13 protein-coding genes are annotated in these 13,717 nt (G+C 54.0%); 9 read left to right on the plus strand and 4 right to left on the minus strand.

Going from position 1 to position 13,717, the window contains the following annotated elements; translation table 11 throughout:
- The first annotated feature begins 7 nt into the window (after positions 1–7).
- From F457_RS0107895 to F457_RS0107925, 5 genes are read left to right on the plus strand one after another with little or no spacing between them, the layout of a single operon-like run.
- Positions 8–502, plus strand: a complete 495-nt coding sequence (locus F457_RS0107895; protein WP_018980596.1) for a DUF2778 domain-containing protein — start codon at positions 8–10, stop codon at positions 500–502.
- Entirely contained in the window at positions 499–738 is a 240-nt protein-coding gene (locus F457_RS0107900; RefSeq protein WP_018980597.1) for a hypothetical protein, read from the plus strand. Before F457_RS0107895 ends, F457_RS0107900 begins: the two co-directional genes overlap by 4 nt.
- Before the next feature lie 5 nt (positions 739–743).
- On the plus strand, positions 744–1,952 hold the full coding sequence (locus F457_RS12610; protein ID WP_018980598.1) for a DUF3142 domain-containing protein: 1,209 nt from the start codon (positions 744–746) through the stop codon (positions 1,950–1,952).
- Positions 1,953–1,989: 37 nt separating this feature from the next.
- Positions 1,990–4,353 (plus strand): hypothetical protein, encoded by a 2,364-nt coding sequence (locus F457_RS13345; protein WP_018980599.1) that lies wholly within the window; start codon positions 1,990–1,992, stop codon positions 4,351–4,353.
- Positions 4,350–4,769 carry a GNAT family N-acetyltransferase gene (locus F457_RS0107925; RefSeq protein ID WP_018980600.1) on the plus strand — a complete coding sequence of 140 codons (420 nt, stop codon included), beginning with the start codon at positions 4,350–4,352 and terminating at the stop codon, positions 4,767–4,769. The genes F457_RS13345 and F457_RS0107925 overlap by 4 nt, the downstream gene beginning before the upstream one ends.
- A 77-nt stretch (positions 4,770–4,846) precedes the next feature.
- Here F457_RS0107925 and F457_RS0107930 read toward each other — a convergent pair whose 3' ends face one another.
- Positions 4,847–6,496 carry an acetolactate synthase large subunit gene (locus F457_RS0107930; RefSeq protein ID WP_018980601.1) on the minus strand — a complete coding sequence of 550 codons (1,650 nt, stop codon included), beginning with the start codon at positions 6,494–6,496 and terminating at the stop codon, positions 4,847–4,849.
- 228 nt (positions 6,497–6,724) lie between these two features.
- Complete coding sequence (locus F457_RS0107935; protein WP_018980602.1) at positions 6,725–7,774, minus strand: aldo/keto reductase; 1,050 nt, start codon at positions 7,772–7,774, stop codon at positions 6,725–6,727.
- A 168-nt stretch (positions 7,775–7,942) separates the two neighbouring features.
- On the opposite strand from F457_RS0107935, the gene F457_RS0107940 reads away from it, so the two are divergent.
- From F457_RS0107940 to F457_RS12620, 4 genes are read left to right on the plus strand one after another with little or no spacing between them, the layout of a single operon-like run.
- Entirely contained in the window at positions 7,943–8,635 is a 693-nt protein-coding gene (locus tag F457_RS0107940; RefSeq protein ID WP_018980603.1) for a response regulator transcription factor, read from the plus strand.
- A gap of 21 nt (positions 8,636–8,656) precedes the next feature.
- The gene (locus F457_RS0107945) at positions 8,657–10,090 is read left to right on the plus strand and encodes a sensor histidine kinase (protein ID WP_245539129.1); all 1,434 of its coding nucleotides are present in this window, start codon (positions 8,657–8,659) and stop codon (positions 10,088–10,090) included.
- 55 nt (positions 10,091–10,145) lie between these two features.
- Entirely contained in the window at positions 10,146–10,490 is a 345-nt protein-coding gene (locus F457_RS0107950; protein WP_169584118.1) for a hypothetical protein, read from the plus strand.
- Positions 10,487–11,290 (plus strand): SIMPL domain-containing protein, encoded by an 804-nt coding sequence (locus tag F457_RS12620; protein ID WP_018980606.1) that lies wholly within the window; start codon positions 10,487–10,489, stop codon positions 11,288–11,290. The genes F457_RS0107950 and F457_RS12620 overlap by 4 nt, the downstream gene beginning before the upstream one ends.
- A gap of 11 nt (positions 11,291–11,301) precedes the next feature.
- Here the strand turns inward: F457_RS12620 and F457_RS0107960 are convergent, their stop codons facing one another.
- A complete protein-coding gene (locus F457_RS0107960) occupies positions 11,302–12,630 on the minus strand; it encodes a S1C family serine protease (protein WP_018980607.1) in 1,329 nt (442 codons plus the stop codon).
- Between the two features lie 166 nt (positions 12,631–12,796).
- A complete protein-coding gene (locus tag F457_RS0107965) occupies positions 12,797–13,597 on the minus strand; it encodes an SDR family NAD(P)-dependent oxidoreductase (protein ID WP_018980608.1) in 801 nt (266 codons plus the stop codon).
- Positions 13,598–13,717 lie beyond the last annotated feature (120 nt).

Below are 13,717 nucleotides of genomic sequence, written 5' to 3' on the forward strand. Positions count from 1 at the left end.
ATGTCCCATGCTGCTGGCGCCCCTCCTCCTTACCTTCTCTCTCAACAACCAGAGCATGAGCACATTGACCGTGCCCGGCCTTGGCGCGTTCCCTGCCTATTCTGGCAATAAACGTGCGATTAATGACCCAGCCTCTGTGACCTCTGCACATAATGGGCCGCTGCCACCAGGCCGCTATTATATTGTGGATCGACAAGACCGTCCCAGCGTTGGACGATACCTGATTGACCTCGCCCATCTCGTCCTTGGTGAAGACCGCCAAACATGGTTCAGCCTCTACCGTGATGATGGCACGATTGATGACCTCACAACGGTCAACGGCCATCCACGCAGCAGCTTTCGCCTCCATCCCAGCGGGTATTTTCGCCTCTCTGAAGGCTGTTTAACCCTGCAATCCCGCCATGACTTCCAGCGCATTCGTGCTTTCTTGCTCATCCATGGCGCAACCGACCCAGTGCCACAGACCACCTTACACAGCTACGGCATGGTTGAGATCAAATGACACGGCTCATCATCGTCACACCCTGCGTGCTCGCTCTCACACTCTTTTTCATGCGGCTTTATGATCTCTGGCTGCCTTCATCCGTCATCGCGCTCATGCTGGATGTCAGCAAGCATTATGATTGCGACACGGCGTGGCTTTACACAGGCGGGGCAGTCTTGCTCTGCCTCCCCTGTGCTGTGATGGTGACAGCAAGCATCGCCGCTCTAGCACGCTCTTGGAGGCGGCTTCAGTGAGGCGCATGCCTTATAGCCTCCTGTCCTTCGCTCTTATAGCGCCCGTTTTGCTCTCAAGCTGTAAACGTCCTCATAAAACGTCGCAGCTCCCTCATGAGGCCTATATTTGGCAGCGCCATTGGACAGCGCCTCTCCACGAGGCCCTCACCCGTAGCACCCCACTCATAAGCCGCTGGCATGTTTTAAGCGCAGAATTAGAACGCACGGGCCATTGGAGCGATGCCCATCCCGACCTCAGTGCCTTACAGCACACACACCGCCCTATCATCGCTGTTTTCCGCCTCAATGGACGGCTTGCCCATTGGGATCATCGCGCCGTGATTGATCATATCACCGCTCTTCTGACGCAATGGAAACAGCACGATCTGTCCCCAAGCGGGATTGAAATTGACTATGACGCCGCAGCAGATCGACTTAGCGATTATGCTGCTTTTCTCCACCAGCTACACCAGACCCTTCCGCCATCACACACGCTGTGGATCACCGCCCTGCCGTCATGGATGGCGTCTTTTCACCTCGACGAGGCGCTCCAACAAGCTGACCATGTCGTGCTCCAAATTCACGCCGTGCGTAACCCTCATCTCGGTCTTTTTGACGCAAAAATTTCTCAGCGCTGGCTCACTCAATTCGCCACGCGCCGCCACGGCCCTTGGTCTGTTGCACTCCCTGCCTATGGCTCCCGCGTGAGCTGGGATGAGCGAGGGCGGATTACCAGTGTGAGGAGCGAAGCCACCACCTTAACGGAGACCAACATTCATACCGAACTGCTTGCGAACCCCACCGTGATCGCCTCTTTTATTCACGATGAAGAAAGCACCACGCTGGACGGTCTGCAAAGCTGGGTGTGGTTTCGTCTCCCCAGTGCAGAAGACCAACGCGCCTGGAGCCTCCCCACATGGCATGCTGTCCTCTCCCATCAGCCATTACGCAGCGCGATCACCATCCATGTCACGCAAACCGATCCCGCCCTGTATGAACTTAGCCTGAACAATGACGGGACAACCGACGCTCTTCTGCCCCCAACCCTGACCGTGCAAACCAGCTGCCCTTATACGATGGATGGCAGCAATGGCTACGTGCTGAATCTCTCACCCTCCGTCCCGCGCCTTGAACGCCGCACGAACGGGTTGCTTTCTCCGGGCCATTCCCGCACGATCGGTTGGGTTCGGTGCCAGAATGATACGCCCCATATGGTGATAGGCACTCCGTCATAGTCCTTTGTCTGTTCACCCTTTATGGTCAGCTCCCCTCATGGCTCTCAAAACACGCACCCTCACGCTCTCTCTTTTCCTCCTCACAGGCACAGCCAGCGTGTGGGCCTGCGGGCCATTCTTTCCAGAGGGGCTTTTATCCGATCGTACAGAGACCTTCGCGAAAACGCCTAACAATGGCTTTGTGTACGAGCTTTCGCAGATTCTCCCGTCTATTCCCCATAAAGAACCAGAGCTTGAGCGTTCAGAAACGGACGATCAACTGATTGATACAACGCTCAAAGCGCTGCCTCCCGCGCAACAAACCCTTTATAACCATCTTCTCACCACAGCTCATTCCGGCGATGACGCCTATGCTCACGGCGCAGCTTTGCCTGAAGCGTTCCGCCTCTACGTGGCCGCCGCACGTGACTATCACCTCTGGCGTGCTCATCCGCACCATGATCGTTCTGCTGCCATTTTGGAACGCCTCACCGCCATTACGCGTCTGCCTGCTACAGTCAGCCAGCCTCGCCTCGCTTGGGCGTTTTACATGATGGGGGAAGTCCACGCCCATCGGCAATTTCTACACGGCTACGCATTCTCTACCGAAACCGATAGCGCAGCGCGCGCCTTCCAACAGACCCGCCAGGTCGTCGAAGCCGGAGCCCCTGATCCGCTTGCTCTCGCTCATCAAAGCTATGGAGAAGAAGCCGCTCTCTTCCTTAATAATGGCGAGAAACGCTGTGTCTGGACAGATTTCTTTTCTTCCAAGCCATGCGCTGATAATGTGGAGCTTTCTGACCTTCATCATGCCATTGCCCTGTACACCCAGCAGCAAGCGGACGGCTGGATCCCTCATGATAACCTGACAGGCAACGATTCATCCCTCGACTCTCTCGCCGTGATCGCCGGATGGGCCTTAAACTCATCCTCTGAGCTCTCCTCTCTCATTAGAGAACCCCTCACGCGCCGCATATTGGTCGCTTTTGCCCTCAGTGATTATTCTGAGAGCACAGCCAGCGCCCATCAGAATCTTCTGAATGCTTTCAAAAACAACCCCACTCTCGCTGTTGAGAATGCCGACCAACTCGCGACACTCGCCTATCATGAAGGATCCTATCGCGAGGCTTCTACCTTCGCATCGCACAGCCATAGCCCCCTTGCCGAGTGGATACAGGCTAAAATTGCCATTCATGATGGACACACAAAAGACGCTGCCACCTTTTACGACCACGCCATCCAAGCCCTAAAGGCCAACCCCCATCGGCTTAGCGATGACAATATCATGCTCCTCAAAGGAGAACACGGCACAATTCAGCTAGCGCAGGGCGATATTCTCCAAGCGTTCAATATTTTCTTTAACGCTGTCATGTTTGAAGAAGGGCAAGCTGTGACAGAAGACGCTACCGCTGCTGCGAGTGCTATCTCTCTGACCCCTGGTTTGGACCAAGTCCATATGGCAAACTCATACGACTCTCAAAAGCAACTTGGATCAGACCTCTCTTATTTAGCTGAACGTATCCTGACCGTTGATGAACTCAAGACCATCATAGACCGACGTCTTCCCCAAAAGAGTGTCGTAGCTCAACATGCCGATATTTCCTCAGCTACCGGAATGCTTTACAGCCTCCTCGCACGGCGTCTTGTGCGTGAAGGGCGACCTGAAGAAGCGCTCCCTTATCTCTACACGATCGGACAGGCTCATCCCGATACGTCACCAGACGATCCGTCTTATAATATTGCGCTTTACCCATACGACATAACACGGGCCTATATTCAGGCCCTCAAGAAAGCTCACGATAGTATCGACCCCATTTCTGCCGCACAAGGCTGGTTTGAGGCTACTACCATCGCCCATGACCATGGTTTGCTCATCATGGGGTATGAACAATCGCCCGATTATGTCAGCTCTTTCGGCGGCCTCTACAGTGAAGGCAGTGGCCCAACTTCCGTTGCTCAGGCACCTATGGCCCCAAGGTCAGCGTATGATGACAAACTCTATCCCACCTATACCGCACCGATTGAAACGGCACGCTACGCAGCTTCAAGCCCTCACCCCCTTGATAGCAGCCCTGCTTCTCATGACGATACTTATGACTTCATCCAGAAAACAAGCACCCTTCTGCCGCCGCGTTCACAAGCCTTTGCGATGGTACTGTGCCAAGGCATTCAATGGAGCCTTCATTCTGGAGATACGGATAACGCTCATGAATTGTATAAGCGCTATATTGATGAGGGCGCTTATGGCCCCTTTTCAGCGTCTATCGGCCCCTATAAGACACGTTGCGAAGCACCCGATTTTGAAGGGGCTCGCTATTTTGACGAACGCGCCTTTGGTCGTAAAATTCTTCGCTTTTTCCATCTGAACCGCTGGCTTTCCCAACACCCCGCAGCCTCTCAGCCCAAGAAAGCCACGCCATGAGTGCCTTCATTACCGTTCGTTCTCTTTGTGTTGATGCGTGCCTGCCAATCCGCCAACGCGTGCTGTGGCCCAAGCACACACAAGAACAATGCCGCGTGCCCGATGATGACCATGGCACGCATCTTGGTCTCTATGTTGAAGGAGAGCTCGTCGGTTGTGGCTCGCTTTTTACCCTCAATGACCAAGAAATACGATTACGGAAATTTGCTGTCTTGCCAGAGCATCAAGGCCAAGGGCTGGGCTCGCGTCTTTTTAATGCCCTCATCAGCACAGCACGGGCTCACAACGCCACACGCCTTGTCTTCGATGCCCGCACCAGCGCAACGGACTTCTACCAAAAGCGCGGGTGCCAAACGGTTGGCGATGTTTTCGACAAAAACGGCGTGCCCTTTATCCGTATGCAACGCCCGCTTTAACAAAACGGCCCCTTACCGCACCGCTCTTTCTATGCGTTAAGGGGCCGCGTTTGATCCATGATTGAAACGCTAGAGCGTTAGAAGCTCATCGTCAGTTGACCAAGACGGTCAGTCAGACGCTTATTTTCGCGATAATCAACCGGGCACGCGATGACCGATACGCCCTCTTCAGCAAAAGCCTTTTCGAGCGTTGGCACGAATTCTTCAGCTGAGTTGACGTAATGGCCGTTCGCACCATAGCTTTTTGCATGAGCCACGAAGTCCGGATTTTTGAAGTCCACACCAGAATGGCGGCCTAGATCCATCTCCATCTTCCATTTAATCAACCCGTATGAGTCATCAACCCAGATCAGCACTTTGAGCGGAATATTCTCACGCACCGCTGTTTCAAGCTCCTGAGCGTTCATCAGGTAAGACCCATCACCCATAACCGCCAGAATGCGACGCTCTGGATAGGCTAAATGCGCACCAATCGCTCCCGGTAGGGCAAACGCCATCGTGGATAGACCGTTCGACATCAGGCAGGTCAGCGGCTTGTAGGTTGGATACAGACGCGCCATCCACATCTTCACCGCTCCTGTATCGGCCAAGACGATGTCATCATCGCCCATGACCTCACGGATCCCCATCACAATGCGCTGCGGCTTAATCGGTGCCCCGACATCATCCGCCCCCATTTGACGTTCAGCAGCAAGAAGCTCCTGAATCTTCGGCGTTGGCTGCGATTGAAATGACAGACCATGAGCGGCTTCATGCAGAGCTTCCATCCCAAGGGCAATATCGCCAATCACACCCACCTCCACGGTGTAACAGGCATCTGTTTCCGCCGGGATGGTGTGCATATGGATCACCTTCTTATCCCCTGCCGGGTTAATCCGTGCTGGAGCGAACTCTTGCAGCTCATACCCGATGGACAGGATAAGATCAGATTCATCAAAAGCGAAATTTTCATAATCGCGACGCATAAAGCCAATCACGCCCAGCGCGAGGGGGTGACGGTCATCAATCACGCCTTTGCCCATAAAGGTCGTCGCGACAGGAATATTCAGCGCCTCGGCCAGCTCAACGAGGGCTTTCGAAGCCCCTGTACGGGCCACACCATGACCGGCCATAATGATAGGATGTTTCGCACTCTTTAGCGCTTCAACCGCCGCTTCAATATGAGCTGGGTCAGGGCGCCCTTGCCCCATCGTTCCAGCACGCAACGGTTTAATATCATCTGGCAAGCCCATGGCTTCCACATCCTGTGGAATAGCCAAGTATGTCGCCCCCGGACGTTCATCTTGCGACAAGGCAAACGCTTTACGGATCATTTCCGGCACAGAGGCCGGGGTCATCACCGTTTCCGCCCATTTTGTCGCGGGGCCAAACATCGTTTGCAGGTCAATAACCTGATGGCTTTCTTTATAAATACGGTTCAGCCCAACCTGCGCACTCATCGCCACCAAAGGGGAGCTATTGGTTTGCGCATCAGCAACCCCAAGCAGCAGGTTAATGGCACCGGGGCCAACCGTTGCCATACACACACCAGCTTTACCTGTCACACGGCCGTAAATATCAGCCATGAACGCTGCCCCTTGCTCATGCCGTGTTAGGATAAAGCGAATGCCTGACCCCTCCAGCGCATCAACAAAATGAATATTCTCTTCACCAGGCAGGCCGAAAACGTACTCTACGCCTTCTGCCTTCAGGGCCTCGACGAAAAAACTCGCAACACTCTTTCCCATGATCGGTCTCCTGTTCGGGACGGAAGGCAAAATTGCCCCGCCACACACCAGAAAGCGCCTGAAACGGCAACCCCCTTTTTTTACAAGATCGGAATAAATAAGACGTTTTCCGCCATATTGGCCCTTCTTGAGGCCATTAAGCCACAACAACCCGATCCTGCACAAAAACAACGAGGGGTGGCCTGCACATATCAGCCACCCCTCTCTTCCTCTCTACGGATCTCTTTTTTATGGCGCTGGGTTCGCATTCACTTGATGGACAGCATCAATTTTCTCTTCCAGCTCTGGCGTGATCTCGACATGAACCGAATCCAGAATCGTTTTGAGCTGCTCAAGGCTCGTCGCCCCAATGATATTAGACGCCACAAAAGGACGTGAGGTCACAAACTCTAGCGCAAATTGTGCCGGATCAATCCCTGCGTCACGGGCGATCTTCATATAGCCTCGAATCGCTTGATCGACACCCGGTTTTTCATAGCGCTGACCACGGTTAAATAACGTCGTACGAGCCCCTGCTGGACGAGCACCGTCAAGATATTTCCCCGTGAGATACCCCTGTGCCAGTGGAGAATAGGCCAGCAAACCGACATCCTCACGCAGGCCCATCTCGGCAAGGCCCATCTCATAGGTGCGATTGAGCAAGTTATAGGCGTTCTGGATGGAAGCAATCCGTGTCAGGCCTTTCTCACGCGATGCGCTCAGATATTGAGACACCCCCCATGGCGTTTCGTTAGACACGCCCACATGACGAATTTTGCCTTCCTTAACAAGCTCATCAAGGCCACCAAGCGTTTCCTCAATCGGCACTTCATCGGCCTTAATGACATCACGGAACGTCGTGCCGCCAGCCCCAAAAAGATTCATTTTACGGTCAGGCCAATGCACCTGGTAGAGATCCAGATAGTCCGTTTTCAAACGGCGTAACGACCCCTCCACCGCATAACGAATCTGTTCTGGTGTCAGACGGGCCCCTTTGCCATCGGGACGGTACCAGTCATTCACACTCCGCCCAACAATCTTACTGGCCAGCACCACTTTATCACGCTGACCATGCCCGGCGAGCCAATTACCAACAATCGTCTCCGTCGCGCCATAGGTTTCCGCCTTTGGGGGGATGGAATAGAGCTCAGCCGTATCAATAAAATTGACGCCATGGTCAAACGCCATATCAAGCTGAGCATGGCCCTCTGCCTCAGAGTTTTGCTGACCAAACGTCATCGTTCCTAGGCAGATTTCGCTTACCGACAGGCCAGTGCGGCCAAGTTTACGATATTCCATGATGCATCATCCTGATCATATGTCTTGAAAAACAGACGATCAGCCTAGCACGCTCCCCAACACAGACAACCCAATGACGCCTCCAACGCTTTCCACAACGGCGTCATCAGGTTATCGTGCAGATCATGGCCCAATTGTGGCTCTTAAAAACAGGAGAAATGCCCCATCATGCGTATCCTGCTCGTTGAGGATGACCCCACTGTTCGCTCTTTTGTGGTTAAAGGCCTCAAAGAGAGCGGGCATGTCGTTGATGAAGCTGATAACGGAAAAGACGGCCTCTTTTTGGCTGTCAGTGAAGCTTATGACGTCGTTATTTTAGACCGTATGCTGCCCGGCGGTATTGACGGTTTGCGCATTCTGGAAACCTTGCGTGGTCAAAATAACGCCACCCCTGTGCTGCTGCTCTCTGCGCTATCAGACGTTGATGAGCGCGTAACCGGACTTAAAGCCGGTGGGGATGATTACGTCACCAAGCCCTTCGCCTTCTCTGAGCTTTTGGCGCGTGTGGAAGCACTTGGCCGTCGTGGCCATGCTGATACGACAACAAAAACCAGCCTCTCCGTTGGTGATCTGACACTTGACCTCCTCTCACGCGATGTCCGCCGCGCGGGACAGAAGATTGACCTACAGCCTCGTGAGTTCCGCTTGCTTGAGTTCCTCGTGCGTCATGCTGGACAAGTCGTCACCCGTACCATGCTTCTTGAAAAAGTATGGGACTATCATTTTGACCCTCAGACCAACGTCATTGACGTGCACGTGTCCCGCCTTCGTCAAAAAGTCGATAAGCCCTTTGAAAACGCGCTGATTCATACAGTGCGCAATGCAGGCTATATCCTCCGCGACCCGAATGCAGACGCCTAAGTGCCAATGATTGCCCGCCTGTTGACCCGCCTCCGTCATCTAAAACGCTGGCCTATTCGCTCAGCAGGAGGGAATTTTGCCTTAGCCTATGGGGTGGTCTTTTTACTGTCTGCTGGGGTGTTCCTCTCCTTTACCTGGTGGAGCACTACCAACCTGTTAGACCGCCACGTACAGGCTGGGATTGAAAGCGACGCCCAAGACCTTACGCGGCGCTGGGTCTTTGGCGGGGCTGGCACGCTCAGCGATGCGATTGAGGAGCGGATTGAGCAAAATGTCGATGATGACGCGCTTTATCTGCTCGTTGATCGCAATGGCCAGCGCTTTGCGGGAAACCTGCCGGGCTGGCCCGTTGTGATGACACGGCTTGACCATTTTTATGAGCTCTCTATCCGGCGTTACACATTTAGCACTCAAGCAAAGCTCAAGGCTTACGCTCTCCCCGGTGGTTTTCGCCTCATTGTTGGTCATGATGTCCGTGGGCGGCATCTCCTACGCCATGTCATGGCCGAAACCCTTATTTGGTGCGCCATTATGGTCTCTCTCCTTGCGCTGGGGGGAGCCTTTGTTATCCGTAAATTATTCTTACGTATTGTCCATTCCATCGCCCGCACCACAGCAGCGGTGGCCAGTGGAGACCTCAACCACCGTATCGCTCTTAATGGGAGCGAAACAGACCTCGTGGCCGAAACAGTCAACACCATGCTTGACCGTATTAATCGGTTAATGGAAGGCGTTCGCCAAGTCTCTAACGCCATCGCTCATGACCTACGCACCCCCATCGCACGGGCCCGCACCCAACTTGAAGACGCCGCTCTTCATGCCCAATCTGACGACGAACTTCGCGATGCCATCGACCTTGCCGTGCAGGATTTAGACCGTATCACCGGTATTTTTGAAGCTTTGTTACGCATTGCACAGATTGAAGCGGGCTCTCGTCGTTCTGCCTTCGCCTCTGTTGACCTCACCGCCCTGCTCCACGATATGGCAGAACTTTATGAAGCTTCTGCAGAAGAAGCCGGGCTGACATTACACACACAAATTTCCACCCTTCCCGCCATTATTGGCGACCGCCATATGGTGCAACAAGCCTTGGCTAATCTCCTTGATAACGCGATCAAATTTTCCCCTTCTGGCAGTCAGCTCACATTACGAGCAGAGCGTTTACCCAACGAGGAGAGTACAAAACCCACAGGGGTCACTATCAGTGTCAGTGACCAAGGGCCCGGTATGAGTGCGAGTGATATGGAGCGCGCTCATGAACGCTTCTTCCGTGCTGAAGCGGCACGCAGCACGCCGGGTTCTGGCCTTGGGCTCTCACTCGTTCAGGCCATTGCTGGGCTCCATCATGGCCAACTCACCCTCAGCCATGCCCATCCCGGCCTGACAGCGACCCTGACGTTGCCGCTCAATACGGCCCCCTCTTCTCATAAAACACAGATTGTTGACCCTGTATGAGCAATCCACCTAACAAATTCTTCATGCCATCCTCATCTTCAGGGCAGGTGTGATCGTGCATAATGCCCTCATGCGCACTGTCTTTTTTCTTACTGTTGTGATGTTGCTTATTGAGCTCCCCAACACGGGCCGGGCCAATAGCCATCAGCTTATAGCGCCGGTCGCATCGAAGGATCTGGTCATTACCAGTGATAGCCATGCCTACTGCCAACAGCTTAACCAGACATTATCAGAAAAAATACGTTACCCGCATAGTATCCCCGTCGGTGTGATGGAGGATGCCCGTCTCCTACAAGAACGGGGGACAACCTTATGCCGTCACCATCACGTTCGCGCTGGGATTGAGCGGCTCCGCCGTGCCCTGCTCCTGCTTAACAAACATGAAGGACCCCATTCATGACCCGCTCTCGCCTACCTTTCTATAAGCGTGCTGCCACGCTCTCTCTGGTTTGTTTGATGAGCACAGCATTAGCGTCCCACGCCGTTGCCGCTGAAAGTGATATTATGCCGTCCGCCCCTGTTATGTCGCTCCATGAAACAGTGCTCACCTTTACAACGCATGGTGAAGCAAAGACGGTGCCCAACCTTCTGACCATTCATTTCACCGCGCGTGCACAGAGCACCTCACCGGCGACCGCTCAAAAGCGCCTGAACCAAATCGTCAGCACAGCCGTCAACAGTCTCAAAAATGATGGAGGGGCGACCCTTCATGCTGGCAATTACTCGCTCTCTCAAGAGTATAGCGAACATCCCCCTCATCGCTGGAATGCAACACAAACACTCACGTTAAAAGGCAATGATAGCGGGCATCTGCTTACTCTGGCAGAAACACTCCAATCTCAAGGTTTAGCCCTTGATGATATGGACTGGTCACTTGACCCACAGACACAACAGACATTGGAAACACAAGCCCGCACCGCAGCCTTAAAGAAAATTCGTCAACAAGCTGACAGTGATGCAAGCGCACTCGGCTTGCGTGTGGTTGGGATTGAACGCGTGCAGGTAGGGGCTGGCCCACTGCCAGAACCCCGCTTTGGGCTCGGCGCTCCTGCTCCGATGCTCATGGCCGCTCGCTCGGCAGGCCCAGCTCCCCAGAGCACACCTGAAGAACAGACGATCAGCGTCTCTGCGTCAGCCCAAGTTCGCCTAGCACCAAAGAATGCACCGCCTCTGCCACCACACACACCGTCTGCAGACTAATCTCAAAACGGTTACATATCGGATGATGGACGCTGTCCCAACGTGATGGACAGCGTCTTGACCTGTCCATGACGGCGGATCGTAAAGACAAAGACCGTTCCCGGATGGGCAGCCGCCACACTACGCAATACCGTGCGGGCATCATGCACGGCACTGCTTCCCATCGCTAAAATCTCATCCTTACGCCGCAAGCCGCCCTTCCAAGCCGCTCCGTCACTATCTACATCCTCTACCCACATCGGAGAGGACGCATCATTCAACGTGACACCCAGCCAGCCATGCTCGACATGACCGGTCTTTTCGATTTCCTCAACCACAGGGGCGACGATCTCAGCAGGGATTCCAAAACCAATCCCCACTGACCCATCACTAGGTGAGGCAATCGCCGCATTCACGGCCACAACCTGCCCACGAAGGTTAAAGGATGGCCCCCCTGAATTGCCGGGGTTAATCGGTGCATCAAGCTGCATGAAATCATCCAATGCACCGATGCCTAAGTCCCGCCCCACGGCAGAAACAATCCCCGCTGTCACCGATGAACCAAACCCGAACGGATTACCGGCCACCATCACCCAGTCACCAATTTCGACCTGACGACTATCACCCCATGTCACGCATGGCAGGCGCGTGGCACTTTCCACCTTAATCACCGCAATATCGGTCATCGGGTCATCACCCAAGATACGCGCTGGCAAGGTACGCCCATCAGACAAAGAGACGGTCACGCGCGTTGCATCCCCCACCACATGCCGGTTTGTGACGATAATCCCCGATGCATCAACCACAAAGCCAGAGCCTGCCCCAGTCATATCATCATCAGCAGGGCGTACAACATGATGACGGGCCATATGATGGTGGTTTAAGGGACGATGCTTCTTATGAGCTGCCCCCGTATGATGATGCTTCTTAGGCGCCGCTGGGGCGTGCTCCGCTGTGCTGGACGCGGCGTCCTGCTCCTGCTCTGCGCTATTATCCCGGTCTTGCGGATCATGCGAGATTGAAATGTTCACCACAGCCGGGATAACCTGCCGCACAAGCGGTGCAAAACTTGGCAACGCCGCCACCATAGAGTTTACAGCTTCTGGCGAGGCTTGAACGGGGGGAAGATGAGGCGGCGGAGCTGTCTGCACGGTTTGGGGACGCACCAACGGCGGTGACACCGGAACAGGCGGCGTATGAGGCTTTAGCGGAAGAACAAAATGAGGCTTCGCTTCCTCTTTCGATGATGAAGAGAACGGCAAAAACGCCATAACAGCCGTACAGGTCAGCACCGCAGCAACGATCCCCACACTTGCGGGAACAAAGACGGACCAAACCAGTTGCTTCGTGACAGGTTTCATGTCTTCTCCGCCCTTGCCGGAACAGCCTTTCTTAAAAGAGTTCTTACCTCACCTCATCGGTAACAGATTATCTCCCATCATCTCTCTCAAAAAAAGGGCATGTGATCAGAAAACACATACCCTTTCCTCGCGTGATGATCTCTTAGCTTACAAAAGGAGACTTATCTTATACGCCACCTGAGATCGGCATCGTCACTCCAGTAATATAGCTTGCATCATCACTGAGCAAGAACGCAACCACACCGGGAATTTCTTCCACAGTGCCCAGCCGCCGCATTGGCACACTTCCAACCATCTGCTTCTTCACTTCCTCAGGATTAGCCGAGAAATATTGCGACCCTGTCTTGGCCTGCAACTCCACCTGCCGATCCCACATAAAGCCCGGCCCCATCAGCCCCGGTGCGATCCCATTAACGCGGATATTATAGGGTGCGAGGTCTTTTGCCGATACTTCCGTAAGCCCAACAACCCCGAACTTAGACGAGCCATAGCCCCCCATATTGGGTGGCCCCTGAAGCCCTGCCATGCTGGCTGTATTCACGATACGGCCAAATTTCCGCTTCACCATACGCTCTGAAACCACACGAATCAGGTGGAACGCCCCAATAAGGTCGATCTGCACAACACGGGCGAAGTCCTCAGGCGGATATTCATGAATAGGCGCAAAAGCCCCTTGATAGCCTGCGTTATTAAAGAGCAACCCAATGGGGCCAAGTGCTTTTTCGGCCTCATCGACTGCTTTTTCTACACTGGCATAATCTGTCACATCGCAGATAGCATTATGCACATCCACGCCAAGAGAGACCAATTGAGAGCGCGCCTCTTCCAGCTTTTCAGCGTTAAGATCGAACAAAATCAGGTTGGCGCCTTCACTGGCGAGACGCTTCGCCACGGCCAAACCGATATTTCCCGCTGCGCCGGTAATCAGGGCATTTTGTCCTGCAAAACGTTGTGATGACGCACCCATAAGATCGCCCTTCCTTGCTGTCACACTGCATTAAGGCGACGGCTCCGCCTTACTTATGCTCTGTCAGCCTAATGAAACACAATATCTCTTGGCAAGGAAGAGCAGCATCGCACACGCTTC

Source organism: Saccharibacter floricola DSM 15669, assembly GCF_000378165.1.
Classification (GTDB): domain Bacteria; phylum Pseudomonadota; class Alphaproteobacteria; order Acetobacterales; family Acetobacteraceae; genus Saccharibacter; species Saccharibacter floricola.

Excerpts from the sequence above, each read along its gene's own strand:
- F457_RS0107930 (WP_018980601.1), bottom strand. The coding sequence starts at position 6,496 with ATGGGAAAGAGTGTTGCGAGTTTTTTCGTCGAGGCCCTGAAGGCAGAA.
- F457_RS0107900 (WP_018980597.1), top strand. The coding sequence starts at position 499 with ATGACACGGCTCATCATCGTCACACCCTGCGTGCTCGCTCTCACACTC.
- F457_RS12610 (WP_018980598.1), top strand. The coding sequence starts at position 744 with ATGCCTTATAGCCTCCTGTCCTTCGCTCTTATAGCGCCCGTTTTGCTC.
- F457_RS0107935 (WP_018980602.1), bottom strand. The coding sequence starts at position 7,774 with ATGGAATATCGTAAACTTGGCCGCACTGGCCTGTCGGTAAGCGAAATC.
- F457_RS0107895 (WP_018980596.1), top strand. The coding sequence starts at position 8 with ATGCTGCTGGCGCCCCTCCTCCTTACCTTCTCTCTCAACAACCAGAGC.
- F457_RS0107925 (WP_018980600.1), top strand. The coding sequence starts at position 4,350 with ATGAGTGCCTTCATTACCGTTCGTTCTCTTTGTGTTGATGCGTGCCTG.
- F457_RS0107960 (WP_018980607.1), bottom strand. The coding sequence starts at position 12,630 with ATGAAACCTGTCACGAAGCAACTGGTTTGGTCCGTCTTTGTTCCCGCA.
- F457_RS0107965 (WP_018980608.1), bottom strand. The coding sequence starts at position 13,597 with ATGGGTGCGTCATCACAACGTTTTGCAGGACAAAATGCCCTGATTACC.
- F457_RS12620 (WP_018980606.1), top strand. The coding sequence starts at position 10,487 with ATGACCCGCTCTCGCCTACCTTTCTATAAGCGTGCTGCCACGCTCTCT.
- F457_RS0107940 (WP_018980603.1), top strand. The coding sequence starts at position 7,943 with ATGCGTATCCTGCTCGTTGAGGATGACCCCACTGTTCGCTCTTTTGTG.
- F457_RS13345 (WP_018980599.1), top strand. The coding sequence starts at position 1,990 with ATGGCTCTCAAAACACGCACCCTCACGCTCTCTCTTTTCCTCCTCACA.